At 67.8% G+C, this 24,929-nt stretch carries 27 protein-coding genes; 13 read left to right on the top strand and 14 right to left on the bottom strand.

Annotated elements, in window-relative coordinates; all coding sequences use genetic code 11:
- The 6 genes from ON22_RS31430 to ON22_RS31405 form a co-directional block, all read left to right on the top strand.
- A partial coding sequence (locus ON22_RS31430) for a cytochrome P450 (protein WP_043740938.1) occupies positions 1-867 on the top strand: 867 nt, incomplete at its 5' end.
- Positions 868-980: 113 nt separating this feature from the next.
- The gene (locus ON22_RS31425; RefSeq protein ID WP_051158336.1) at positions 981-2,666 is read left to right on the top strand and encodes a thiolase C-terminal domain-containing protein; all 1,686 of its coding nucleotides are present in this window, start codon (positions 981-983) and stop codon (positions 2,664-2,666) included.
- A 271-nt stretch (positions 2,667-2,937) separates the two neighbouring features.
- Positions 2,938-3,906 carry an alpha/beta hydrolase gene (locus tag ON22_RS31420; protein WP_033245678.1) on the top strand — a complete coding sequence of 323 codons (969 nt, stop codon included), beginning with the start codon at positions 2,938-2,940 and terminating at the stop codon, positions 3,904-3,906.
- 3 nt (positions 3,907-3,909) lie between these two features.
- Positions 3,910-4,431, top strand: a complete 522-nt coding sequence (locus tag ON22_RS31415; protein ID WP_033245679.1) for a DoxX family protein — start codon at positions 3,910-3,912, stop codon at positions 4,429-4,431.
- A 19-nt stretch (positions 4,432-4,450) separates the two neighbouring features.
- Positions 4,451-5,290: an NAD(P)-dependent oxidoreductase gene (locus ON22_RS31410; protein ID WP_033245680.1), complete on the top strand. Its 840-nt coding sequence runs from the start codon at positions 4,451-4,453 to the stop codon at positions 5,288-5,290.
- A 98-nt stretch (positions 5,291-5,388) separates the two neighbouring features.
- On the top strand, positions 5,389-6,183 hold the full coding sequence (locus ON22_RS31405; RefSeq protein WP_081595970.1) for an NAD(P)-dependent oxidoreductase: 795 nt from the start codon (positions 5,389-5,391) through the stop codon (positions 6,181-6,183).
- A 51-nt stretch (positions 6,184-6,234) separates the two neighbouring features.
- On the opposite strand, the gene ON22_RS31400 is transcribed toward ON22_RS31405, so the two are convergent.
- On the bottom strand, positions 6,235-7,014 hold the full coding sequence (locus ON22_RS31400; protein WP_033245681.1) for an NAD(P)H-dependent oxidoreductase: 780 nt from the start codon (positions 7,012-7,014) through the stop codon (positions 6,235-6,237).
- 138 nt (positions 7,015-7,152) lie between these two features.
- On the opposite strand from ON22_RS31400, the gene ON22_RS31395 reads away from it, so the two are divergent.
- Positions 7,153-8,001: a helix-turn-helix transcriptional regulator gene (locus tag ON22_RS31395; RefSeq protein WP_033245682.1), complete on the top strand. Its 849-nt coding sequence runs from the start codon at positions 7,153-7,155 to the stop codon at positions 7,999-8,001.
- 23 nt (positions 8,002-8,024) lie between these two features.
- On the opposite strand, the gene ON22_RS31390 is transcribed toward ON22_RS31395, so the two are convergent.
- On the bottom strand, positions 8,025-9,194 hold the full coding sequence (locus ON22_RS31390) for an MFS transporter (RefSeq protein ID WP_033245849.1): 1,170 nt from the start codon (positions 9,192-9,194) through the stop codon (positions 8,025-8,027).
- Positions 9,195-9,248: 54 nt separating this feature from the next.
- Here ON22_RS31390 and ON22_RS31385 point away from each other — a divergent pair, with 54 nt between their 5' ends.
- Positions 9,249-10,007, top strand: a complete 759-nt coding sequence (locus ON22_RS31385; RefSeq protein WP_033245683.1) for an AraC family transcriptional regulator — start codon at positions 9,249-9,251, stop codon at positions 10,005-10,007.
- Positions 10,008-10,106: 99 nt separating this feature from the next.
- On the opposite strand, the gene ON22_RS31380 is transcribed toward ON22_RS31385, so the two are convergent.
- Complete coding sequence (locus tag ON22_RS31380) at positions 10,107-10,712, bottom strand: TIGR03086 family metal-binding protein (protein ID WP_033245684.1); 606 nt, start codon at positions 10,710-10,712, stop codon at positions 10,107-10,109.
- A gap of 131 nt (positions 10,713-10,843) precedes the next feature.
- Here ON22_RS31380 and ON22_RS31375 point away from each other — a divergent pair, with 131 nt between their 5' ends.
- Positions 10,844-11,302 carry a MarR family winged helix-turn-helix transcriptional regulator gene (locus ON22_RS31375; RefSeq protein WP_033245685.1) on the top strand — a complete coding sequence of 153 codons (459 nt, stop codon included), beginning with the start codon at positions 10,844-10,846 and terminating at the stop codon, positions 11,300-11,302.
- Positions 11,303-11,471: 169 nt separating this feature from the next.
- On the opposite strand, the gene ON22_RS31370 is transcribed toward ON22_RS31375, so the two are convergent.
- Genes ON22_RS31370 through ON22_RS31355 form a run of 4 tightly spaced genes read right to left on the bottom strand, consistent with a single transcriptional unit; the run spans position 11,472 to position 15,741 of the window.
- Entirely contained in the window at positions 11,472-12,377 is a 906-nt protein-coding gene (locus tag ON22_RS31370) for an SDR family NAD(P)-dependent oxidoreductase (RefSeq protein WP_033245686.1), read from the bottom strand.
- A 9-nt stretch (positions 12,378-12,386) separates the two neighbouring features.
- Positions 12,387-13,307, bottom strand: a complete 921-nt coding sequence (locus ON22_RS31365; RefSeq protein WP_033245687.1) for an LLM class F420-dependent oxidoreductase — start codon at positions 13,305-13,307, stop codon at positions 12,387-12,389.
- 28 nt (positions 13,308-13,335) lie between these two features.
- Positions 13,336-14,565 (bottom strand): acyl-CoA dehydrogenase family protein, encoded by a 1,230-nt coding sequence (locus tag ON22_RS31360; protein WP_033245688.1) that lies wholly within the window; start codon positions 14,563-14,565, stop codon positions 13,336-13,338.
- Positions 14,566-14,595: 30 nt separating this feature from the next.
- Entirely contained in the window at positions 14,596-15,741 is a 1,146-nt protein-coding gene (locus ON22_RS31355) for an acyl-CoA dehydrogenase family protein (protein ID WP_033245689.1), read from the bottom strand.
- A gap of 142 nt (positions 15,742-15,883) precedes the next feature.
- On the opposite strand from ON22_RS31355, the gene ON22_RS31350 reads away from it, so the two are divergent.
- Both ON22_RS31350 and ON22_RS31345 read left to right on the top strand, forming a co-directional pair.
- Positions 15,884-17,173: a cytochrome P450 gene (locus ON22_RS31350; RefSeq protein WP_033245690.1), complete on the top strand. Its 1,290-nt coding sequence runs from the start codon at positions 15,884-15,886 to the stop codon at positions 17,171-17,173.
- Between the two features lie 4 nt (positions 17,174-17,177).
- Complete coding sequence (locus ON22_RS31345) at positions 17,178-17,375, top strand: ferredoxin (RefSeq protein ID WP_033245691.1); 198 nt, start codon at positions 17,178-17,180, stop codon at positions 17,373-17,375.
- A gap of 153 nt (positions 17,376-17,528) precedes the next feature.
- Here ON22_RS31345 and ON22_RS31340 read toward each other — a convergent pair whose 3' ends face one another.
- The 6 genes from ON22_RS31340 to ON22_RS31315 all read right to left on the bottom strand — a co-directional run bounded on the left by ON22_RS31340 (position 17,529) and on the right by ON22_RS31315 (position 22,892).
- The gene (locus ON22_RS31340) at positions 17,529-18,524 is read right to left on the bottom strand and encodes a pirin family protein (protein ID WP_033245692.1); all 996 of its coding nucleotides are present in this window, start codon (positions 18,522-18,524) and stop codon (positions 17,529-17,531) included.
- Positions 18,521-18,994, bottom strand: coding sequence for a carboxymuconolactone decarboxylase family protein (locus tag ON22_RS31335; protein WP_033245693.1), 474 nt, complete (start codon positions 18,992-18,994; stop codon positions 18,521-18,523). Before ON22_RS31335 ends, ON22_RS31340 begins: the two co-directional genes overlap by 4 nt.
- A gap of 54 nt (positions 18,995-19,048) precedes the next feature.
- The gene (locus ON22_RS31330) at positions 19,049-19,891 is read right to left on the bottom strand and encodes an alpha/beta fold hydrolase (RefSeq protein ID WP_033245694.1); all 843 of its coding nucleotides are present in this window, start codon (positions 19,889-19,891) and stop codon (positions 19,049-19,051) included.
- 132 nt (positions 19,892-20,023) lie between these two features.
- Complete coding sequence (locus ON22_RS31325; RefSeq protein WP_033245695.1) at positions 20,024-21,307, bottom strand: glutaminase; 1,284 nt, start codon at positions 21,305-21,307, stop codon at positions 20,024-20,026.
- A 36-nt stretch (positions 21,308-21,343) separates the two neighbouring features.
- Positions 21,344-21,736: a GNAT family N-acetyltransferase gene (locus ON22_RS31320; protein ID WP_033245696.1), complete on the bottom strand. Its 393-nt coding sequence runs from the start codon at positions 21,734-21,736 to the stop codon at positions 21,344-21,346.
- An 85-nt stretch (positions 21,737-21,821) separates the two neighbouring features.
- Complete coding sequence (locus ON22_RS31315; RefSeq protein ID WP_033245697.1) at positions 21,822-22,892, bottom strand: LLM class flavin-dependent oxidoreductase; 1,071 nt, start codon at positions 22,890-22,892, stop codon at positions 21,822-21,824.
- A gap of 176 nt (positions 22,893-23,068) precedes the next feature.
- Here ON22_RS31315 and ON22_RS31310 point away from each other — a divergent pair, with 176 nt between their 5' ends.
- Positions 23,069-24,001: a LysR substrate-binding domain-containing protein gene (locus tag ON22_RS31310; RefSeq protein WP_306306628.1), complete on the top strand. Its 933-nt coding sequence runs from the start codon at positions 23,069-23,071 to the stop codon at positions 23,999-24,001.
- Between the two features lie 43 nt (positions 24,002-24,044).
- Entirely contained in the window at positions 24,045-24,452 is a 408-nt protein-coding gene (locus ON22_RS31305; RefSeq protein ID WP_033245699.1) for a hypothetical protein, read from the top strand.
- Between the two features lie 3 nt (positions 24,453-24,455).
- On the opposite strand, the gene ON22_RS31300 is transcribed toward ON22_RS31305, so the two are convergent.
- On the bottom strand, positions 24,456-24,890 hold the full coding sequence (locus tag ON22_RS31300; protein WP_033245700.1) for a VOC family protein: 435 nt from the start codon (positions 24,888-24,890) through the stop codon (positions 24,456-24,458).
- Positions 24,891-24,929: the final 39 nt, after the last annotated feature.

Genomic DNA, 24,929 nt, shown 5'->3' with positions numbered 1-24,929 from the left:
ATGCTGGGCATCCCGTTGCGCAACTGGGCGGTCTACAGCGAGCCCGCACACGCCACGGTCTACACCCCGCCGGACTCCCCGGAATACGAGCGAGTGCACCGGTTACACCAGGAAATGGGCCTGGATATGTACACCAACCTGGTCGAGATCCGGGAGCATCCGCGGCCCGGTCTCGTCCACGCACTGGCCACGGAGGCGACGCTCGGCGGTGAACCCCTCCCCGATATCGAGATCCTGGGCATGCTCGGGCTCCTGATCGGCGGCGGTTTCGACACCACCACCGCGCTCACCGCGCATTCGCTGGAATGGTTGTCCGAACATCCCGCCGAACGCGAAACCCTCAGCCGTGAACGGGACGAACTACTCGATTCGGCGACCGAGGAGTTCCTGCGCTACTTCACCCCCGCGCCGGGAGACGGCCGGACCCTCAACACCGATATCGAACTGGCCGGTGCCCGGTTCGCCGAAGGGGAACGGCTGTGGCTGTCCTGGGCGATGGCCAACCGTGACCCGGCGGTATTCGAACAACCCGATACCGTCGTCCTGGACCGGAAAGGTAATCGCCACTTCAGTTTCGGGCTCGGTATCCACCGGTGTATCGGGTCCAATGTGGCCCGCGCGGTGTACAAGCGGATGCTGCTGGCGGTGCTGGACCGGATACCGGATTTCCGCTGTATCCCGGAGGAAACCGTGCACTACGAGACGATCGCGGTCATCCAGGGCATGCGTCATCTTCCGGCCACGTTCACCCCCGGTGAACCGCTCGGTCCGGGGCTGGCGGAAACGCTGGAGAAGTTGCAGACGGTCTGCGATGAACAACGACTCGCCGAACCCGTCACCGTCCGGAAGGACGCCGCGCAGATCTAGGGCACCGTAGGCACCACCACGGACTCTCCGTGACCGCGGCGCGTGGCACGGTCACGGAGAACGAGGAGATCACCGGCCGGAAGCGCCGCGCACCGGTGACACGAGGAGGCGATATGGCATCGACGAACGGTGACGATCCGGCACCCCGTTCGGGGCGGCCGCTCCCGCTGCTGTCCCTGGACACCGAGTTCTTCTGGACCTCCGGCGCCGACGGGCGGCTGCGGATCCAGGAGTGCCGGGCATGTTCGGCGCTGATCCACCCGCCGCAGCCGATCTGCCGGTACTGCCGGGGTCGCGAACTCGCCCCGCGCGTGGTTTCGGGCACGGCGACACTTGCTTCCTTCACGGTCAACCAGCGGTTCGCGCTGCCGGGCCTGCCGCCGCCGTATGTGGTGGCGACCGTGGCACTCACCGACGACCCCCGGGTCCGGCTCACCACCAATATCGTCGAAGCCGATCCCGGCGAACTCCACCTCGGTATGCGGCTCGAGGTGGTATTCCAGCAGGACGACGATGTCTGGCTGCCGCTGTTCCGTCCCACCGCGCAGCAGCCGGAACCGGCGCCGCTGCCGGTCGACGAGATCGCACCGGCCGAATTCGGTAAGCGGGTGACGCCGATGCTGCGCCGCGACAAGTTCGAGGACAGTGTCGTTCTCACCGGAATCGGGATGTCGGATATCGGGCGCCGGCTGATGCGGCCGCCCCTCGAGCTCACCGTCGACGCCTGCGAACGGGCGGTGGCCGATGCCGGACTGACGCTCGACGATATCGACGGGCTGTCCTCGTATCCGGGCGGCGGCAACCTGGGCGGTTTCGGCGAGGGCGGGGTCACCGCACTGGAATCGGCGCTGGGGATCCGGCCCACCTGGCACAACGGCGGAATCGAGACCTTCGGGCCCGGCGGCTCGGTGATCGCGGCCATGCTCGCCGTGCACGCCGGGCTGGCCACCCACGTGCTGTGTTACCGCACGGTATGGGAGGCCACCTTCAACGAGCTGATGAAACGCGGCACGATCCCCGTATCCGGCGGCGGCCGCACCTCCAGTTGGATGCATCCGTTCGGCTCCACCTCCGCCGCGCATACGCTGGCGCAGAAGGCACAGCGGCATTTCCACGAGTACGGCACCACCCGCGAAACCTTGGGCTGGGTCGCGTTGAATCAGCGGGCCAACGCCGCACTGAATCCGAGCGCGGTCTACCGCGATCCGATGACCATGGACGACTATCTCAACGCCCGGCCGATCACGACGCCGTTCGGTCTCTACGACTGTGATGTGCCGTGTGACGGTGCGGTCGCGGTGATCGTCTCGGCCCGCGACGCCGCCGCGGACCTGCCGGTGCCCGGGATCGAGGTGGCGGCCGTGGGCACCCAGATCATCGAGCGGATCGAATGGGATCAGAGCACCCTCACCCATGAACCCCAGGTACTCGGCCCGGCCGCGCACCTGTGGACCCGCACCGATCTGCGACCCGACGATGTCGATGTGGCCGAACTGTACGACGGGTTCACCATCAACTGCGTGTCCTGGATCGAGGCACTGGGTTTCTGCAAAATCGGCGAGGCCAAGGATTTCCTGGACGGCGGGAAGAATATCGCCCGCGACGGGATCCTGCCGCTGAACACCCACGGCGGGCAGCTGTCACACGGCCGCACCCACGGGATGGGGCTGCTGCACGAGGCGATCGTGCAGTTGCGCGGCACCGCCGGGGAGCGCCAGGTCCGGGATGCGCGGGTCGCGGTGGTTTCCAGCGGCGGGCTGACGCCGGGCGGGGCCATGTTGTTGCGGAGCGCATCCTGATGAGCGCACCGGCACGGCCTGCCACCGGGGCGCCGGAACGGACCGCCGTTGCGCCCCGACCGGCAGCGGTTGGACCTCGAGCCCTGCGAATCCGCCGACCACCACGACGTTTCCGGGCAGGAGCACCGGCATCGAGCGCGGTAGGCCCGGGCGCGGCGATGCGTGCCCCCCGGAGGAACCCGCCGCCTGCGGGCGGGCGGGGTTCGGTGCCGAACATCCGACCGTCAGTGCCCGAACCACTTGCTCGAGATATCCCAGTGGCAGGCAACAGATGACCCTCACCGATTCGGATCTTGTCGCGACCGATTCCACGGGACCGCTGCCGGTTGTCGCGGAAGTACGGGAAGTCCACGGAATTCCGGTGTCCGGACTGCTGGCCGAAGCGCCCACGCCGCGCGCGGTGGTCGTTGCCGTGCACGGGGGTGCGGTCGACTCCCGGTATTTCGACTGCCCGGGACATCCGGAGTTCTCGCTGCTGCGCACCGGGCAGCGACTCGGGTACACCATGCTCGCGCTGGACCGGCCCGGTTTCCGGAGCTCCGGGCCCTATGCCGACCGGTTGGCGGATCCGCGCCGGCGGGTGGATCTGATGTATGGGGCGATCGACACGCTGCTCGACGGGTTACCGCGTGGTGCGGGGGTTTTCCTGCTGGCGCATTCGGCGGGTTGTGAACTGGCCGTCCGGATGGCGGCGGCCGACCGCGGGGCGGATCTACTGGGTCTCGAACTGGCCGGGACCGGGCGGCAACACCAGCCCGTGGCGCATGAACTGCTCTGGGGTGCGCGGCGGGAGCCCGGTAAGCGACCGCCGGGAGTGGGGAAACTGATCTGGAGTCCGTCGCGGCTCTACGCCCCGGATGTTCTCGGCGGGGGTAGCGTCTCCGCACGTGGATCGGCTCTCGAAGTGAAGGCCCTCAACGAGTGGGCCGCCCGGGAATTCCTCGGGCTCGCACCGGATATCCGTATCCCGGTGCGCTACACCCTCGGCGAGCACGAACGCGTATGGCGTAATGATCCGGAGGAAATGACCGCGGTGGGGTCCCTGTTCACCGCCGCCGGCCGGGTGGTGGTGAACAGGCAGCCGAATACCGGGCACAACATCAGCCTCGGCCATACGGCACCGGCCTACCATCTGTCCGTGCTGGCTTTCGCCGAGGAATGTCTCCTCGCCCGGCAGGCCGGCGAATTCTCCGGGCCCACCCTGCAATTCGACGGCGGCGCCGCGGCGCCGGAAAGGTAACCCATGGATGTCACCGATATCGCATTGTTGCTGCTGCGGCTGGTCGTGGGGGCGACCATGATCGCGCACGGGGTCAACCACTGGATCGGGGGCGGCAAGATCGCCGGCACCGCCGGCTGGTTCAGCAGTCTCGGGCTGCGCAACGGTGTACTGCAGGCGTGGCTGAGCGTGATCACCGAGATCGGGGCCGGTGTGCTGCTGATCCTCGGATTGCTCACCCCGCTGGCCGCCGCGGCGGTGATCTCGGTGATGTTGGTGGCCGCCCTGCTGGCGCACCGGAAGAACGGATTCTTCGTGATGCGCGACGGCTACGAGTACGTGCTGGTGCTCGGCGTGGTCTGCGTGGTCATGGGCATTCTCGGCCCGGGATGGCTGTCGGTGGATCATGCCGCCGGTATCGAGATCACCGGCTGGGCCGGTGGACTGATCGCGCTCCTCGTCGGCGTGCTCGGGACCGCCGTACTGCTGGCCGTGTTCTGGCGGCCGAACGCCGGACAACCGGATTCGGCGAGCGCCGATTCCTAGCGCGCGAAGGGAGAATCATATGCGCGTCGGATTCATCGGATTGGGGAGCCAGGGTGGGCCGATGGCCCGCCGGATCGTCGAAGGCGGCTACCCGACCACACTGTGGGCGCGCCGCGCGGTATCGGTCGAACCGTATGCCGAAACCGCGGCGAAGATCGCCGAAAGCCCGGCCGCCCTGGCCGCCGACAGCGATCTGGTGTGCCTGTGCGTCGTCGGCGACGCGGATGTGCGGGAAGTGCTGGAACGCGAGGACGGTATCTTCGCCGGATTCGCCGCCTCGGCGGCCGGACGCACCGAGCGGCCCGTGATCGCCATCCACAGCACCGTCCACCCCGACACCTGCCGCGACCTCGCCGAAAAGGCTGCCGAACAAGGTATTTCCTTGATCGACGCGCCGGTGAGTGGCGGCGCACCGGCAGTCGAGGCGGGTCGGTTGCTGGTGATGGCCGGTGGGGACACCGAAACCCTGCAACGCTGTCTGCCGGTATTCGGCACCTACGCGAATCCGGTGGTGCACCTCGGTGATGTCGGTGCCGGCCAGACCACCAAACTGCTGAACAACCTGCTCTTCACCGCGCATATGGCCACCGCCGTGAGCACCCTGGAACTCGGCGAACAGCTCGGGGTGAGCCCGCAGCGGCTCGGCGAGGTGATCGGCAACGGCAGCGGGAACAGTTTCGCGCTGGGCCGGATCCTGGCCGGCGGTGGATCGCTGGATCAGATCGCGACCCATGCCGGGGACCTGCTGCGCAAGGATGTCCGGTTGATCAGCGAACTCGCCGAGGCCGCCGATATCACGCCCGGTGCGGTACTCGATACCGCCGACGCGACCCTGGGGCTCATGGGGAAACCGCGCTGAACCAGCGTTTCCCGTGGCCACGATTGCCTGCGCGGCGGGGTGGCCCGAAGCTGCTCGGACGCCGGGAGTTCCGGCGCCCACGATCGAAGGAGAACCGAGTGCGTATCGGATTCATCGGCGCCGGCCGGATGGGCGTCCCCATGATCCGGCGCCTCGTGGCCGCCGGGCACAGTGTGCGCGCCGTCGGCCGCAACCCCGCCGCCCGCGAGGCCATCAGCGCCGCCGGCGCCACCACCGTCGGCTCGGCGGCCGAAGCGGGTGAGAACGCGGAGGCGGTGGTGATCTGTGTGTTCACCGACGACCAGGTGCGCGAGGTCTGCCTCGGCAGCGGCCTGCTCGACACCATGCCGCACGGTTCGGTATTGATCCTGCACACCACCGGCAGCCCCGATACCGCGACCGCGATCGCCGCGGGCGCCACCGGCCGGTATGTGGTCGATGCCCCGGTCAGCGGCGGCCCGCACAATATCGCCGACGGTGCGATCACCGTCTTCCTCGGTGGCGAGACGGAAGCGGTCGAACGCGCCCGCCCCGTGCTGTCGGCCTACGCCGATCCGGTGCTGGCCGTCGGTGCACTGGGCAACGGCCAGCGGGTCAAGCTGGTGAACAACGCCCTGTTCGCCGCCCAGATCGGCTTGGTCACCGAAGCCGTCCGGCTCGCCGGGGAATTGGGTCTCGCCGAATCGGAAGTGCTTGCGGCGCTGCCCCACGCGAGTAGTTCCAGCCGCGCGGTCCTCAGTGTCGCGGCCAAAGGATCGGTCGCGGCCTTCTCGGAATCGGTCGGCGACTTCCTCCGCAAAGATATCGCGGTCGCCCGCGACCTCGCCGACCGTCTCGGCAGCGACCTCGGCCTGCTCGACCCCGCGATCCGCGCCGCCGTCGGGCCGGGCTGACCCGGCGGGCTTTCCGGCCAGGATCCTGCGCGGTCGTCGCATCGACATCGGTCAGCCGCGTACATGCAGACCAAAACCGGTGCGGCCCGCGGGTTCGAGTCCCTCTTTGAGCTGCAGCGAGGGGATTTCGTAATCACCGGAGTTCTGCGGCCGGAAGGCGATCGGCTCGGTCGAGTCCAGGGTGAGCAGGCGCCGCTCCCATGCCTTGGCGATATCCGGATAGGCTGCCGCGGTCAGCCGGTCGGCGCCGTAGGAGATGAACGGCGGCAGCACCTCGATACCCGGGTAGTAGAGGATGCCGTGGTGGATCGGGAACAGCAGATCCTCGACCGGGCCGTTGACCCCGCGGGCGGAGTAGTGCGATTCCTGGCCGCCGATGGTCACCGACAGCAGTGCCTTGCGGCCCGCGAGGGTGCCTTCGCCGTAGCGCTCGCCGTACTTGATGTCGCTGTGCTCGCCGACGCCGTACGCGAAGTGCTGGGTGAATACGCGGTCCACCCAGCCTTTGAGGATGGCGGGCATCGAGTACCACCACAGCGGGAACTGGAAGATGATCGTCTCGGCCCACAGCAGTTTCTCCTGTTCGGCGCGGACATCGGGGGTGAGGTCCCCAGTATCGAAGGCCCGTCCCGAATCGCGGACGACCCGTAGCGGGGTCGAGGCGGCGGGGCCGTAGTCCGCCGCATCCACCACCGCCTTCCAGTCCATCGCGTACAGATCGCTGACCTGTACCTCGTGCCCCGCTTTTTCCAGCGTCGACACCGCGAGGTCTTTCAGTGCGCCGTTGAGCGATGTCGGTTCGGGGTGGGCGTAGACGATCAGTGTCTTCATCGGAACTCCTTCGGATCGGATGTTGTCGATCCTGGGCGTCGCGGCGCCCGGCGTTCAGGGGCGTTTCTTCCATCGGACCGGGCTTCCTGGTATCGGCAGGGCCACCTTCGCCGGCGTCGGCGCGGCCATACTGGGGGCATGGACGATCTCGCGGGCTTCCTGCGGACCCGGCGCTCCCGGGTCGACCCCGCCGCCGTCGGCATCCCCACCGACAGGCCTCGCCGGGTCGACGGGCTGCGCCGCGAAGAAGTGGCGCATCTGTCCGGCGTGAGCGTCGACTATTACGTGCGCCTGGAACAGGGGCGCGCCACCCAGCCTTCCGAGCAGGTCCTCGATGCGCTCGCCCGCGTGCTCGGTCTCGACGAGACCGAACGCGGTCACCTCTACCGGCTCGCCCAGCAGCGGCGGCGCCGCGCGAAGACACCGGGCGGTCAGGTCCGGCCCGAGTTGCTGCGGGTGCTGGATCTGGTCGCCGGCGCACCCGCGCTGATCATGAACCACCGCCTGGATGTGCTCGCCGGCAATCGCCTGGCCGGGCTGCTCTACGGCCGGCCGATCCCCGGACTCAACACCGCCCGGCACATCTTCCTGGAGGAGGCCGATCGCGGCCTGTACGCGGACTGGGAGACCTGCACCCTGGACGCGGTCGGGCATCTGCGCCTGGCCGCGGGTAAATACCCCGACGACCCGGGTCTGGTCTCGCTCATCGGCGAACTGGCGATGGGCAGTGAACGTTTCCGCCGTCTCTGGGCCCGGGCCGATGTACGCGCCCGCACCCACGGGCGCAAGGCCTACCGGCACCCGCTGGTCGGACTCCTGGAACTGCACCAGGAGAACTTCGCCCTACCGGACGAATCAGGTCTGGAGATGCTGGTCCTGTCCGCTGTCCCGGGCAGCCCCGCCGAGGACGGGCTGCGCCTGCTCGCCGGCCTGGATGCGGACAGCAGTGCCGCGCGTTCCACCGCGACCGCTCCGGTGCGCGAGTAGCTCCACGGTCGCCGAGCACGGCCTCAGACCTTCGCGGCGGACGGTACGTCTCGGCGTGGCATCGCCGGATCGCGCAGACTGCAGAACAACAACCCGCTGAGCATCGGCATCACGATCAGCGGTAACAACGCGACCTGCAAGGATGTGGTGTCGGCGAGGTGGCCGAGGGCGGGGCTCACCAGACCCCCGACGCTGACGGAGAGCCCGAGCGTCACTCCGGCGGCGGTGCCGGCCCGCGAGGGCAGATAGTCCTGACCGAGGGTCACCTGCAGTGAGAACGGTACATAGAGCGCGATCGAGGTCGCCGCCACGAACAGGTACACACCTGGGCCCGGTGTCCACACCACCCCGGCGATCGCTCCGGCGGCGAACAGGTACGACCACCGCGCGACGGTCACCCGGCCCCAGCGTGCGGCCAGGGCGCCGCCCAGCGCTGATCCGATCACACCGCCGAGGTACAGCATGAACAGCGCCACTGTGCCCGCGGCCGGATTCCCGTTCATCCGTTGCTGGACGTAGAGGGCCACGAAGGTGCTCAACCCGACGAAGGCGATCGAACGGAACACCACGGCCAGCGATATCCGCAGGAACGATGTCATATCGTCGCGCCCGGCCGGTGCGTACTCTGCGATCCCCGCGGCCCGGGTCTGTTGCCGCGCCCGCAGTACCGGCAGATTCGCCGCTGCCCCGGCGAGCGCCGGTAGGACCAGCAGCGGTGTCCAGCTCGTTCCCCCGGCCGCGACCGTGACCGCGACCAGTACCGGCGCCAGCGCGAACCCGATATTGCCGCCCGTGACGAAGTACGCCATCCGAGTGTGGCTGCCTCGGCTCGCGGCCCGCGCGATCCGCGCGGATTCGGGATGGTAGGCCGCTACCCCGATTCCGGATATCGCCACGCACACCAGCGTGACCGTGTACGACCCGGACAGCCCACTGGCCGCGACTCCCGCACCGGCGACCAGTGTGCTCACCGGTAGCAGCCACGCCATCGGCCACCGGTCGGTCAACGCCCCGAACACCGGTTGCACCACCGAGGACAGCAGCGATGCCGCCAGCACGATCCCCGACGCCGCGGCGTAGGTGTAGCCACGCTCGGCGACGAAGAACGGGACGAGCGCCGCGACGGCGCCCTGGTAGACATCGACGCAGGCATGACCCGTGGAAAGCAGCAGAATGGCGGTGTTTCGGCGCACAGACACCATGCTCACAACCCGGTCGCTGGCGCGCTTCCGATAAACTGCCATCCTGTGTCGGAAATCCGCCATCAGCCGGTCGCACCGACCCGCGCCCAGCTCCTCGCCTCCGGCGCGCGGATCGACGCCCACCGCCACGACGACCACCAGATCATCTACGCAGGTCGTGGCGTTCTTTCGATCACGACCGATGCCGGAACCTGGGTCGCCCCGGGCACGCACGCCATCTGGGTGCCGGCCGGCACCGTTCATGCCCATCGCGCCTACGGCGACCTGGAGTTGCACTTGCTGGGCCTACCGGCCGGCGACAACCCCCTCGGGCTGGCCGCCCCGACCGTGCTGCGGGTCGGTCCGCTGCTGCGGGAGCTGATCATCGCCTACACCCGCGACGACCGCGAATGCCCCGAACGCACTCGCCTGCGCGCGGTTCTGCTCGACCAGCTCCGCGCCTCACCCCAGCAGCCCCTGCACCTGCCCAGCCCCACCGCGCCTCTGCTGCGCGCGGTGTGCACCATCCTCATCGACGACCCCGGCGACACCCGTACTCTCGCTGAGCTCGGTCGCGAGGCCGGGGCCAGTGACCGAACCCTGTCGCGACTGTTCCGCAGCGACCTCGGCATGACGTTTCCGCAATGGCGAACCCAGCTACGCCTGCACCACGCCCTGATCCTCCTGGCGGAAAGGACGCCCGTCACTGCCGTAGCGCACCGCTGCGGCTGGGCTTCGGCCAGCGCGTTCATCGATATCTTCCGCAAGACGTTCGGCCATACGCCGGGCGCCCACCTTCCCGGCCTGCCGCCGGGTAGCGCCTGAGCTACCACCGCGGTCGCGCGCGAAGGAGGTTTCGCAACAGCCCTCTCCGCACGACGAGCGAGGTCGTTGTCGCCGCCGGGCGCCCGGCGAACTTTCAGCTCAGTGCTGTTCGGGCCAGTTCGGGGAGCGGCCGAGCATACGCAGGATCCGGTCGAGTGCGGAGCCGGTGCCCGAATCCGGGAGTGCGTGCGCGAACGGCGATTCCGGGCTGTCGCGCTCCGGTCCGTCGGGAATCCGCCCGACGATCCGCAGTACCGGCTCGGCGCACGCCGGATCCAGTTCGTAGTCCTGCCCGACGGCCCGCGCGAGATCCCAGCCGTGGACCACATAGTCGACCAGATGGAATCCGATGGCCTGGTGCCCGGGCACAGTGACACCGGCACCGAATTCCGGCATGGCGAACAGCCGCTGCGGCACATCGTCCGGTGCGAAGGCCGCCAGCACGGCATCGGCGGATTCGGCGTACTCCTCGCTGGTATGCGGCCCGGGCGGCCGCGGATGCCAGAGGGCGAGGTCGGCTCCGTCGCCACGTGCCGCGGCGGCGAAGCCGCGATGCTGGGCGGCCATATGGGCCAGCAGCTCGCCGGCGGTCCAGGCGGTGCAGGGGGTCGGGCGGTCGAGCAGGTCCGGGGTCACGAGTTCGGCGGTTTTCACGGTGGCGAGCACCGCGGCGCGGTCCAGCTCGCGAAGGTCTTCGATAGCCATATCCAAATAGTAAGCTTACGCGTATCATATGTCCATGCTTATTATTTTCAGAGACGAACCGCCCATCCGGTCCCACGCGGGCCCGGATGCCGATATGCGGTGACGGGTCGCGGCCCCGGTAAATTCGACCCATGGGATCAACGGACCGTCCGGACCTGGCGGCAATGCTCGCACCGCTGACCCGCACGCTGATCGCCATGGAACGCCCGGTCCTCGACTCGTACGGCCTGACCATGTGGGCCTACAGTGTGCTGGTCGCGCTCAGCCGCGGACCGGCCCGCGGCCAGGGTGTACTCGCCCAGGAAATCGGTGCCGACAAAACCCGCATCATCGCGGTCCTCGACGACCTCCAGGAGCGCGGACTCCTGCACCGATATCCCGACCCGGCCGACCGACGGGCCCGCCTACTGGAACTCACCGCCGAGGGGCACCGGATCGTCGCGCGGGCTCGAACCGAGATCCAGTCCCGCGAGGAACAGTTGGTGCTGCAACACCTCTCGCCCGCTGACCGCCAGGTATTCCTGAGTGCCCTGCACACCCTGGCGAACCTGCCCCGAAGCATCGACGAGGAAGACTCGGCAGCGAACTGACCGCGCACGATCGAGCGGGCGTCCCCGCCGATCAGCCGGGCGAGCCGTCGCCGGGCACGCAAACGCACAGCCCGGATTCCCTGTTCGAGGTGCCGGATGTCGGCTGTGGCCGCCAGATATCCGATGCCGAACGTCGTGGCCGCGATCCGAAGAACTGCGCGGAACTCGGCTACCCGCTTCCGTGGGCCTCCAAGGGGGGCCGAGCCCCGTCGGCGCCGAGGTCCCCGCTTTCCCGAAGCACCCGCAGCGGAGCATGGTTGGCCCAGCCCTCGCCCGGCCAGTTGAACCACCCGCCGGAGGCCGAGGTGCCACCGTCCGGGTGCAGGGTGGTGCCGGTGAGGTAAGCCGAGAGCTGGGAGGCCAGGAAGACCGCGCAGTGGGAGATATCGGTGAGGCGGCCGGCCCGGCCCATGGGGATGGCGACCTTCACCCCCTCCGGGTCCATCATGGCGTTGTCACCGGTGCCGATACGTTCCAGGTTCGGTGTGGGGACGAAATCCGGGGCGATATTGTTGACCCGGATCCCGTCCGGTGCCACCTCGATCGCGAGAGTGCGCGCGAACTGTTCCACCGCAGCCTTGGCCGCCGCATACACTGCGAAACCCGGTGCGGCGCGGTGTGCTTCGATGGTGGTGATATTGATGATGCTGCCGCCGCGGCCACCCGCCCGCATCAGCGGGACCGCCTGATGGCAGGCGTGCAGCACATGGGTCAGGTTGGTGCGCAGCAGCGCGTCCCAGCCTTTGGGGCGGGTTTCGGTGAACGGGGCGCGGAAGGTACCGCCCACCACATTCACCAAGGTATCGAGCCTGCCCCACCGAGACCGAGCGGCCTCGATCAGGGCGGTGAGTTCGTCGGGATCGCGTGCGTCGCCGTGTTCTACGAATGCCTCGTGGCCGCGGTCGGCGAGGGTGTCCCGTAGTTCGCTTGCGGCCGCGGCATCGATATCGAGGACGGCGACGCGCACGCTGTTGGCCGCCAGGTCCGAGACGATCGCACCGCCCAATCCGCCCGCACCACCGGTCACCACGGCCACTGTGCCGGCGAGACCGGCGCGTTCCTCGAACCAGCCCATGTGATCGTCCTATCCGTCGATGTAGGTCGCGCCGAACTCGGCCAGGAAATCGAAGGTGACTCCCGGGTCGAGGGTTTCGTGCACACCGGCCCGGGTGGAGACCACGATCCAGTCGACTCCGGCGCGGGACAGTTCGCTCAACGCTTCCCGATGCAGGCCCGGGTCGGCACCGGGTCCGGTGAGGCCGGGGTGACTGTAGGAGTACACGAGGTCGATATGCTCGGTCCGTCCCGAACTCGCGGCGGATTCGCGTATTCCGGCGATCTTGCGGGACAGCTCCTCGATCCCGCCGAGTTCGGGGGTCCGGGCGGTACTGCTGAGTTCGGCACCGCCGGACATCGGAATCCACCCGTGCGCGGCCCGCGCCACGCGCCGCCGGCTCAACGCCGAATTACCGCCGATCCAGATCGGGATCGGCTGCTGCACCGGGGTCGGCCGGGCCTGCACATCGCGGGCGCTGAAATGTTTGCCCGTGTAACTGAACGGCTCCCCCTTCCAATGCAGCGGTAGAACATCGAGCGCTTCGTCGAACAGGGTGTTGCGTTCGTCGAAATCGACCCCGACGGCATGGAATTCCCCCTTCAGATAACCGCTGCCGATTCCCAGGATCGCCCGGCCACCGGAGAGTTTGTCCAGGGTCGCGGCGGCTTTCGCGAGCAACATGGGATTGCGGTAGGGCGCCACGGACAGGTAGGTGATCAACCTGATCCGCTCGGTCAGCGCGGCCGCGTAGCCCAGGGATACGAACGGGTCCAGCGTCTGGTGCCCGCCTGCACCCAGCCAGCGCGCGCCGGGCGCGGGATGCTCGCTCAACGAGAACCCGCCGAAACCCGCCTGTTCGGCCGCCACCGCGACCTCGCCCAGCGGCCCGGCGTCGAGGACATCGCCGTCCGCACCGCCGGTTTCCGGGTAATGGAAGATGAACCGCATCACTGCCTCCGAATCTGCCGGGTCCGCCCTAGCGGCCCCGTTTCACCTCGTTGAACGGCACGTCGCGGTCGGCGGCGTACTCGCGGGGCATACCGAGGACACGTTCGCCGATCACATTGCGCGCCATCTCGGTACTCCCACCGGCCAAACTCCAGGCGGCACGGAACAGGTAGTCGGTGCCGATCTTGGCTGTATCGAGTGGGTCGCCGGGCGCGTGGGTCGCGGCATCCGCGCCCGCGACCTTCACCGCCATATCGGTTTGCAACCAGGAATTCTCGGCACTGAACAACCGGGTGATCGAACCGGCCGCCGGTGGTAGTTCACCGGCCACGATACTGCGGGTGATGTGGTCGATCAGCTGGTCGCGCACCACCATCATCGCACGGGCTTCACCGATATCCTCGCGGACCCGGGCGTCGTCGAGCCGGCCGAGCCGCCGGGCTATCTCGAGGATCGGGGAGTTCTCGCCACCGAGATGAGGGCGGGCGCCACTCATATACGGCGAGGTCCCGCCGATCGCGGCCCGCTCGTGATGCAGCAGCCGCGAGGCCGCCTCCCAGCCGTTGTCGACCTGACCGATCACCGTGTCGTCGCCGAGCGTCACATCGTCGAAGAATTCCTGGCAGAACTCGGTGGACCCGGTGACCTGTTTGATCCGCTGGACGGTGACCCCGGGCGCCCCGATCGGGAGCAGGAACATGGTGAGTCCGCGGTGTTTGGGCACATCCCAGTTGGTGCGGGCCAGGCACAGGCCGTAGTCGGCGGCGTAGGCACCGGAACTCCAGATCTTGGACCCGTTGAGGATCCACCGGTCGCCGTCCCGGTCGGCGCGGGTGGTGAGCCCCGCCAGATCGGAGCCGCCGCGAGGTTCGGACAGCAGTTGCACCAGCAGTTCGTCGCCGCGTAGTACCGCGGGCAGATGCTCGCGTTTCTGTTCCTCGGTGCCCAGGTCGAGCAGGGTCGCCGCGCAGATGGACAGCGTGGGGACGTTCAGGATGACCGGCATCTCGTAGGGATAGGACTCGGTGGTGAACGCCGCCTGATGCGCCGGGGTGAGACCGAGGCCGCCGTATTCCTTCGGGAAACAGATGCCGGCGAATCCGGCGTCGTACAGTGTGCGCTGTAGTTCCCGGGCCCGATCCCATTCCTCTTTACTGTCCGGGGGCGCCTGTTCCGGAAGAGCCGGCGGAAGGTTGTCGCGCAACCAGTTCCGGGCGCGCTCACGGAACTCGGCGACAGGTTCCACATCGTTGGTCATGGCGGTTTGCCTTCCAGGAGGTACGGCGCGCTAGGCGGCGACGAGAAGATCGGTGATCCGGCGGCGGTGTTCTTCGGGCGTGCCGTACAGCGCCCGGCCCAACCCGATCCGCCGCAGGTACAGATGCAGATCGTGCTCCCAGGTGACCCCGATACCGCCGTGCAGCTGTACGCAGTCCTGCCCGATCACCGGCGCCTTCGCACCCACATACGATTTCGCGACACTCACCGCTTCGTCCGCGGTGTCCGGATCGTCGTCGCAGGCCGCGGCCGCGGCGGTCGCGGTGGCCCGGCAGGCCTCCAGCCAGGTCTTGTTATCGGCCATGCGATGTTTGAGCGCCTGGTACGAGGCGAGCGGCCGGCCGAAGGTGAAGCGGTCGTTCAGCCATCCGAGGGTGGACTCGAGGGCTACCTCGGTGGCGCCTACGGCTTCGGCCGCAGTGAGCACAGCGGCAGTGTGCAATTGGGCGCGTACCGCGGCGGTGGCGGCCGGTCCGGTATGCGTTACCGCGGTGGCGGGCACCACGACCCCGTCGAAGTCGATACGGGCGGTGCGCCGGACCAGGTCCAGGGTCCAGGTGGGGGTTACGGTCACCCCGGGGGTATCGGCCGGGACCAGCAACTGCACCGGCCCGTCGGGACCCTGCGCGGTCACCAGGAAGAGATCGGCCTGATCACCGGATTCGACCCGGTCCTTGATCCCGTCGAGGCGGTACCCGTCGCCTTCGGGCGTCGCGCTCACCCGCGCACCCCCGTCGGTGCCCGGGGCGTACATCACCTCCATACCGCGGCCCGGTTCGTAGACCGCCCACGCGATGACCTGCTCCCCTGCCGCTACCCCGGCGATCGTGTCACCGAATCCGGGCCCGGCACCAGCCAGCCCGGCCAGCACCGCATTGGTGGTGACGAACGGTCCCGGTGCGCAGGCACGTCCCAGTTCACCGGCGACCAACGTCAATTCGGTGAGCGGACGACCCGAGATGGAACCGCCGCCGTATTCCTCGGCGACCAGCATGGCGGTCCAGCCGAGTTCGGTGGCCGAGCGCCACCAGTCGCGGTCGAATCCGGTTTCGGCCTCGCCCAGAGCGCGTACTGTCGCCACCGGAACGGTCTCCGCCAGGAATTCCCGGGCAGTCTGCTGGAAGAGCCGCTGGTCAGCGGTGAGATCGAGGGTCATGTTCTCCGGTCCTCCGGTTGACGCACGGCACGCCGTGTGGAAATCTCATACTCACAGATGAGAGTTATATTCTCAAATGCGGAAGTCAACCGGCGGAGCTGCTCGTGGCGGTGGGAGCCGGCGGAGCGAAGGGAACCGTCACGTGAAAAACTTCCAGGATCTGGACTTCTTCCTCGGTGAGGAGCTGATCGCCGATCCGTACCCGTATTTCGACGCACTCCGGGAACAGTGCCCGGTCACCCGGGAGAAGCACCACAACGTCATGATGGTGACGGGCTACGACGAGGCCCTGGAAGTCCTCAACGATGCCGAACAGTATTCCTCCTGCATATCGGTCACCGGCCCGTTTCCCGGCTTCCCGGCCCCCATCGACGAGAACTCCGATGTCGATGCGCTGATCGCCGAACACCGGGATTCGCTGCCACTCAGCGACCAGCTGCCCACCATGGATCCGCCCACCCACACCGCGCACCGCGGCCTGCTCATGCGCCTGATCACCCCGAAACGCCTCAAGGAGAACGAGGAGGCGATGTGGGATATGGCCGATAAGGTACTCGACGAGTACCTGGCCGCCGGGAAGGGCGATATGATCCGCGATTTCGCGGGACCTTTCACCCTCTACATCATCGCCGACCTGCTCGGTGTGCCCCAGGACGATCAGGAAGAGTTCCTCAACGCCCTGCAGCGCGATCCGCACCGTAAACAAACGGTCGGCAGCACCGAGGGCGAAGGCGGAATGTCGCACAACCCGATCGAATTCCTGTACGGGAAGTTCTCGGCCTATATCGAGGACCGCCGCGCCGACCCGCGCAACGATGTCCTCACCAGCCTCGCCGAGGCCACGTTCCCCGACGGTAGCCAACCCGAGGTGCTGGACGTGGTACGCGTTGCCGCCAACGTGTTCTCGGCCGGCCAGGAAACCACCGTCCGGCTGCTGTCCTCATCGCTGAGGATGATCGCCGAGGATCCGGAACTGCAGCGCTGGCTGCGCGAAGACCATGAGCGGATCGGTAACTTCATCGAGGAAATGCTGCGGATGGAAAGCCCGGTGAAGGGCGATTTCCGGATGGCGAAGAAGAACACCACTGTGGGCGGCGTGGATATTCCGGCCGGAACGGTGCTGATGCTGGCCAACGGCGGCGCCAACCGCGACCCCCGCCGGTTCGAGAACCCGAGCACCTTCGACCCGCAGCGGTCCAACGCCCGCTCCCATATCGCGTTCGGCCGCGGTATCCACACCTGCCCCGGCAGCCCGCTGGCCCGGGCCGAGGCGAAGGTCGCGATCAAACGCCTGCTGGAACGCACCACCGATATCCGGATCGACGAAAGCGTGCACGGCCCGGCAGACGCCCGCGAATACACCTACCTGCCGACCTTCATCCTGCGCGGAATCACCAGCCTGCACCTCGAATTCGACCGTACGGAAGGTTAGTTCCATGAAGGTCATCGTCGACGCCGACTCCTGCAAGGGCCACGGGATCTGCACCACCCTGTGCGCGGAAGTCTTCACACTCAACGATTACGGTTACGCCGAAGCTGTCGATACCGAGATCCCCGAGGATCTCACCGAAGCGGTGCAGACCGCCAAGGACGCCTGCCCGGAGTGGGCGATCAGAATCGTCGACGAGGCCTAGCCGCGCGGCCACGCCGACCCCGGCACTCGACGTCACGATTGCCGGCAAGGCCGGCCTCCGGCGCCATCCATGACCGCGACACAGTTGGCGCCCTGGCGCGATTCCCGCAGGCCGGTCACTGCCGGGCCGGACGGAAGGGGCTGCTTCCGCGCCCTACTCGCGCGGGAGCAGCCGGGAATTCGGCAGCGGTGGCGCGGGCAGTGGCGGCGGCTGGTCGGTCGGGAACTCGCCGAACAGGGCAGATTTGCCGGCATCCCGCGGATCGGCCGGTTCGAAGCCGAGTTCGGCCTGGTAACGGCGCCGGTACTCGGCGATCTCGTCGTGATCGCGTCCGACGAAGTTCCACCACATGACGATCTGCTCCCGCAGCGGGACGCCGCCGAGCAGGATGACGCGGGCTCCGGTATCGCCCGCGGTGATGACCACGGTCTCGGATCCGGGAGGTACGTAGGCGAGCGAGCGGTGATCGACAGTGGCCGAATTCACCGTGACCGCGGCGCTTTCGGCGAGGACCGCGTGCTCGAAGTCGTCCCGCACGGTGAGCCGTGCCGTGGCGCCGGGCTCGAGGACGAGTTCGGCACCGAGCAGGTCGGGCGTCCGGGTGCTCACCGGGGAGACCGATCCGAGTAGCGCTCCGATGAACACACGCGCCGTGACACCGGGGAGGGTCACCGGCTCGGGAACGTAGTGGGCGAACGCGTTCTCACTGAAACGCGTCTCGTCCGGCAGCGCGTACCAGAGCTGCACGCCGTGCAGGATATTCGTCCCGGGGTCGCTGATCTCCTGATGGGTGATGCCGCGGCCCGCGATCATCAGGTTGAGCTCGCCCGGCACGACGGAGGCCGCGTTACCGCCGGAGTCGAGATGCCCGACGCGTCCGGTGAACAACCAGGACACCGTTGCGAGCCCGGTGTGCGGGTGCCGCGGCATCTGCATTCCACCGGTCAGCGAGATATCGTCGGGACCGTAGTGGTCCAGAAAACACCACGCGCCCACCAGCGATCGCTGCCGCTGTGGGAGCGTCCGGTACACGGTCATCTCCCGCACGCCGCCGAGGGGCACCGCGCGCGGCTCGAGGATCTCCGTCGCCGTGCACGGCTGCCCGGGTTCCAGGACTTCCAGATCGGGCCGTGAGTCGAGGTTGGTCATCGAATGATCTTCCCTTCGGTATCGCGGGGACGCACCGTATGCCGGCTGAGGATCGAGATCCGGTTGAACGCATTGATCGTGACCGCCACCCATTCGGCGGCAACGAATGCTTCCTCGCCGAGAACCCGGCGGGCACCGACGAGATCGGCCTCCGACTCATCCGTGGTGGGGAGCACGGTGGCGGCCTCGGCCACCGCGAGCACTGCCCGCTGCCGCTCACCGAACAATCCGGTCTCCCGCCACGCCGGCAGCACGTCGAGCTGCTGCTGCGTGATCCCGGCTCGTCTCGCCTCGCGCGAATGCAGCTCCAAGCAGTAGGCGCACTGGTTGAGCTGCGAGGCGCGCAGCTTGATGAATTCGGTCTCCTGGACCGAGAGGCCACGCTGCAGCACCGCCGACCGAATCGCCGACGAGAACGCTTCCGCGGCCTTCCATGCTTCGGGCATGACCTTGTCCAAGGATGGACGCATGGTGCCTTGTCTCCATTTCCGCGCTCACCCGGGCGACCGCTCTTCGTTCGGGTCCTACTTGTCGAGGAAGGTTTTCAGTGCGGCGTTCACCTCGTCGGCATGAGTCCAGAGCAGACCGTGAGGGGCGCCTTCTATCTCGACGTAGTCGGCCTCGGGGAATACCGCGTGGAAGCGGCGCCCGGTGGCGTCGATGGGCAGGATGTTGTCCTCGGTGCCGTGCAGGATCAGCGCCGGTTTGCCACTGGCCCGCACCGCCTCGACATCACTGCGGAAGTCCTCGATCCACGAGGCGACGACCGCGTACGCGGCGACCGGGGCGCTGCCGATCGCGACGTTCCAGCTGCCGGTGACGGCTTCCTGGCTGATCCGGGAACCGAGGTTCTCGTCCAGGTTGTAGAAGTCCGAGTAGAACTGGGTGAACCAGGCGTACCGGTCGTCCTTCGCTGCCGCGGAGATACCGTCGAACACTTCCTGCGGCACGCCCTCGGGGTTGTCGTCGCGGGCCACCAGGAACGGTTCGAGGGAGGCGAGGAACGCGAGCTTCGCCACTCGCTCGTGCCCGTAGCGGGCCACATACCGGGCCAGTTCCCCCGTGCCCATCGAGAAGCCGACCAGCACCACATCGCGGATGTCCAGCGTCTCCAGAACCGTGTTCAAGTCCGCGGCGAAAGTATCGTAGTCGTACCCGGAGCCGACCTTGGACGACTGCCCGAATCCGCGACGGTCGTAGGTGATGACCCGGTAGCCGGAGGCGAGGAGCTCGCGCGTCTGGCGTTCCCAGCTGTGCCCGTTCAGCGGGTAGCCGTGGATGAGGACGACCGGCCGGCCCGAACCCTGGTCCTCGTAGTAGAGCTCGATCGGCGTGCTGTTCTCGTGTCCGACGGTGATGTATCCCATGGTCTCCCTTTCGATGCCGATCGGCCCGGCGCGGGCCGCGTGCTGTAAGTGGACACGGTGTGCCGCCTTTCCTTGCGCAGCCCTGAGCTCCGGCGTGGCGAATCCCAGGTGACGCCGGGGCTGCTGCCTGGGTTATGTGCGCGAATGCACGGCTTGTTCAACGTGTCCTACGACCGTGACCCGGCCACCGTCGCCTGGATCGGGGTCGGGGATGATCGCTTCCGGGTCGACCAGGTAGACCTCGTGTCCATCCAGCGTGAGCCGGCGCACGATCTCCAGCAGCATGCGCCGGCCCACGTCGTCGATCGAATAGACCCTCGTGAGGTCCACAGCCACCGTGACTTCTGCGGGTGCCGTGTCCACGACCTCTCGCACCACTCTCTCGGCTGCGGCAAAACGGATTCCGCCTTGTAATCGGAAGACCCGGAGCGCGTCCGGCCCGCGGCCGATGACGTGGTTGGATCGCACCACCGCGCGCGCAGCGGCCGGAACCTCCATCACATGCAAACCCATATCGGCGGAGAACCGCTCGAACAGCGACACCCCGCGCACGCTGTTCCCGTGACGGTCGAGTCGTGGTGAGAACGTGGCGATGCCGATCTGACCGGGAAGCGCACCGATCAGGCCCCCGGCCACCCCGCTCTTCGCCGGAATGCCGACCTGCGTCGCCCAGTCACCGGCCGCGTCGTACATCCCGCAGGTGGACATGACGCTCAGCACCTGACGCACCACCGGTTCGGGGATCACTCGTTCCCCCGAGAGCGGATTGACCCCGCGGTTGGCCAGCGTCGCGGCCATCACGGCGAGGTCTCGCGTGGTGACGAGCACCGAGCACTGACGGACGTAGCCGTCGACGACGGCCTGCGGGTCTTCGGTGAGGATGTCGTGGCTGCGGAGCATATGCGCGATGGCGAGGTTGCGGTGCGCGTGCTCCATCTCCGACGCACACACCGTTTCGTCCATCGTCAGCGGGCGGCCGGCGAACGCCGAAAGACCATCGACGACCCGTTGCACGCGCTCTGCCGGAGTCAGTTCGGGCGAGCCGGCCAGCGAATGCGCGGTGATCGCACCGGCGTTGATCATCGGATTGTAGGGGCGGCCGGTATCGCTTTCGAGGGAGATCTGGTTGAACGCCTCGCCCGATGGCTCGACACCGACTTTGGCGAGCACCGGGCCGAAACCGCGATCGGCCAGTGCCAGCGCGTAGGTGAACGGTTTGGAAATCGATTGGATCGTGAACTCGGTATCGATATCGCCGGCGCCGTACACCATGCCGTCGACGGTGGCGAACACCGCGCCGAGGCGGTCGGGGTCCGCCGCCGCGAGCTCGGGGATATAGCCCGCCGGCGCTCCGGAGATGTCCGGCTCGACATCTCCGAGTGCCTCGGTCAGGTAGTCGGGAACGACCGATCGCATTCGTGCTCCTCCTGCAGACGTGTCACCGAGCAGATTTCATGCTCCGCTCCGGGTAGCGCGCGTGACCAGGTCGATATCGGTGGGCGTCGGCCGGCGGAAAACACCGCCGCTGGCGACGAATGCATCGCCGTGCGTCCGCAGATGGCGAGCGAACAACGGGCACACCGGAACGACGGTGATGCCGTTCTCGATGCAGTCTGCCAGCGCCGCCCGCACCAGTATCCCGGCCAGACCTCGTCCGCCGAACTCCTGGTCCACTTCGGTATGGAAAAAGATCCGCTCGGCGTCTGCTCCGGGCGAGTCGACGAAATCGGCCCGGCCGGCGGATGAGCCGTCGGCGAGATTCAGGACGTAGGAGCTGATCGGATCGGCGGTAACGAGCTCGACCGTCACGGACGCACCGGTGTTGTCGATCAATGCCTCGGCCATCTGGATGTCCTTTCGTGAGAGGGCGTCGCAGTTCGGGCGACGAGGTGCACTGTTGCCGAGCCGTCGGGCGGCAAGCCGGAGTCGGTCATCGGGGCGTCCCCACCGTGACGGTGGGTTGTCCGGCCAGAATCTCGCGGACCCGGGGGATGACCGCGGTGCCGTACAGCTCGACCGAACGTAGCCGGGCGGTGGCGGAAACGGTGCCGGCGGCGGAGTAGATCATGTCGAACCGGCCCACATCCAGCGCGCGGATCGCCCGGGCGATCTTGGCCGCCACCGTCTCCACCGAACCGACATACAGCGACCCGCTCGCCACCTCGGCGTCGAACTGTTCCCGGCGCAGCGGTGGCCAGCCGCGCAACGCGCCGATGCGGTCGTGGATTTCCCGGTACCCCGGGTAGAACAGCTCTTTGGCCTCGTCGTCGGTCGCGGCGACGAAACCCGGCGAATGCATCCCGACCGGCTGCGCGGTCGTACCGAACTCCGCACTCGCCCGCCGGTACAACTCCACATAGGGAGCGAAACGAGCCGGGTCGCCGCCGATCACGGCGAGCATGAGCCCGAACCCGTAGCGAGCGGTACGGAGCACCGACTCGGGTGTGCCGCCGACCCCCACCCAGGTCGCGAGACGCCCCGATTCGGTCTTCGGGTACACCTCCGCATCATGCAGGGCGGCACGAGTGGTGCCCTCCCATGTCACCGGTGTCTCGTCCAGGAGCCGGTGGAACAGGTCGATCTTCTCCTCGAACAGCACCTCGTAGTCCTCGAGGTCGTACCCGAACAGCGGGAAGGACTCGGTGAACGAACCCCGGCCGAGGATCACCTCGGCGCGGCCGCCGGAGAGCGCGTCCACGGTGGCGAAACGCTGGAACACCCGCACCGGGTCGTCGGAGGACAGCACCGTGACGCCCGAGGCGAGCCGGATCCGTTTCGTGGCGGTCGCGATACCGGCCAGCACCGTCTCCGGGCTGGAGATCGCGTACTCCGGCCGATGGTGCTCACCCAGCGCGATCACATCTATGCCGGCCTGATCGGCCAGGACCGCCTCGGTCACCGCGGCGCGGATCGCCTGCGCATACGAGACGATCTCGCCCCGATCGTTGCGGGGCCGGTCGCCGAAACTGTCGATACCGAACTCGAGCTGCGAAACATCCATCCTGTGTGATTCCTTCGAGGTCTGCGTTGTGTCGATAGGTGACCCGTGCGTGGCCATGTTTCGCATGCGTTCGGCCAGGCCGGCCGGAATGTCTCCCGGGGCCCGAGAACGACCGTACGTCGGTCGCCGGGCAGGCGTCCAAGACTTGTTCGTCCACGAAACGATAGGATTCGTCTATCGATATCAACCCCCGCCTGCTCCGCTACTTCCTGGCCGTGGCCGAGGAACTCCACTTCGGCCGCGCGGCCATCCGTCTCTACATCGCCCAGCCGTCCCTGAGCCATCAGATCCGCAAACTCGAGGAGATCCTCGGAACTTCGCTGTTCGTGCGTTCGAACCGCCGGGTGCAGCTCACCGCCGCGGGCCGCACGCTGGTTCGCGAGGCACCGATTGCGCTGGCCGCGCTGGAGAACGCCGTACAGCTCACCCGGCTGGCCGGATCGGGGATCACGACGACGATCCGGCTCGGCTATACCCCGGTAACGGGCTTCGATACGCTCACGACATTGCTGGATGCTCTCCATGAGGACCATCCCGGCCTCACGGTCGACGCCCGGGAGGTCTTCAGCGCCGAGATCCCCGAACGTCTGTGTGCCGGCGAGCTGGATATCGGTCTCGCTCTTTCACCGCAGCCCGTCGACGGGGTAGGCGCCGAACTCCTCCGCAAAGAGCCCGTGGCCGCGCTCCTCAGCACCCGCCACCGCCTCGCGGCCAGATCGCCGATCCCGGTGGCGGACCTCCGCGACGAGACGCTGCTGTTGTTCCCGCGCCGCCTCGCCCCGGTGTACTACGACGGTATCGTCGCCGCCTGCCGGGAAGCGGGCTTCACACCCGAGATCTGCGCGTTCGACGAACCGCCGGTGCACGCCATGCTCGCCCGGCTCGCCGGCGGACGCGAAGTCGGTTTGGCCCCGGCGTCGTTCGCCGAGCACGCCGCGAATGCCAGGGCCGGTATCGTCCAACGTGGCGTCGTCCGGCCGCCGATCCTGGCAGCACTGTCGGTCCTGTGGCCCGCGAACGATCCCTCCCCCGCCATTGCCGGTGTCCTTGCCACCGCTCGCCGATGCGCTGAACGCAACGAATGGTTACACAACCCCGGGCTCGAGTAGTTTTCCCGATTCGCGTTTCGTCGCGGCCATCCATACTCGGGCCATGTATTCCTTACGCTCGTCGATCCGGGACCTGGTGGATCGTTCGATCGAGATCGGTGGCAGCTCCGGGCACGGCACGGTGGTGATCAGCGCCGGTCCCGGTACCGTCCAATGGCTCGCCGAGTCCCGCGGCATCTTCGAAATCGAAGTCATCGATCCGGCGGGGCCGCTGCGCCGAACGCTGTACCAGCGGTTGCGCCGTCGTAAACCCGCCGGGCCCACCGGTTTCACCGAGCGGGAACTTGCCCTGCTGGCCGAACTGGGATTCGTCGCGGGCGAGGTGGCCTATGAATTGCGCCCGGACGAGGCCGGACTCGATCACGAGCGGATCCTGTACGTCCTCACCACGGTGCTGCACGATATTTTCCGGGTCCGCGACGCCGACGGCTTCACGGCCGAGGTTTTCTGATCCTCAGCCGCTGAAACCGGTCAGCGCCCCGCACTTGTCGAAGCGTGCGCCCGGCGCCCAAGCGATCTCCCACCGGTTCCCTTCCGGGTCCGCGATATAGCCGGAACGCCCGCCCCATGCGCGGTCCACCGGTTCGGCGACAACCGCGGCACCGGCCCGCACCGCGGCGGCGAATGCCCGGTCCACCTGCTCGGGGCCGTCCACATTGCAGGCGAGAGTTATCCCCGACCAGCCGGCGGCGGCACCACCGGCTGCCTCCGCGGCCAGTTCGGTATCGGGGTAGAGCGCGAGTAGGACACCGCCGAGGAGAAAGCCGGTCCACTGGTCGTCTCCGCCCGGCACTTCCTCCCATTCGAGGGCACGATAGAAACGGCGGAGTGCGGGCAGATTTCGAGCGCCCAGCGTCACCACGGTCAAACGGGCCGGGAGATCGGACATGTCCACAAGAGTACGTGCGCCCGAGCGCAATCAGTTCAG

The sequence above is a fragment of the Nocardia carnea NBRC 14403 genome (assembly GCF_000308515.1).
Lineage (GTDB): Bacteria > Actinomycetota > Actinomycetes > Mycobacteriales > Mycobacteriaceae > Nocardia > Nocardia carnea.
The sequence above is the reverse complement of the archived record's forward strand: the minus strand, read 5'-3'. Positions and strand labels throughout refer to the sequence as shown.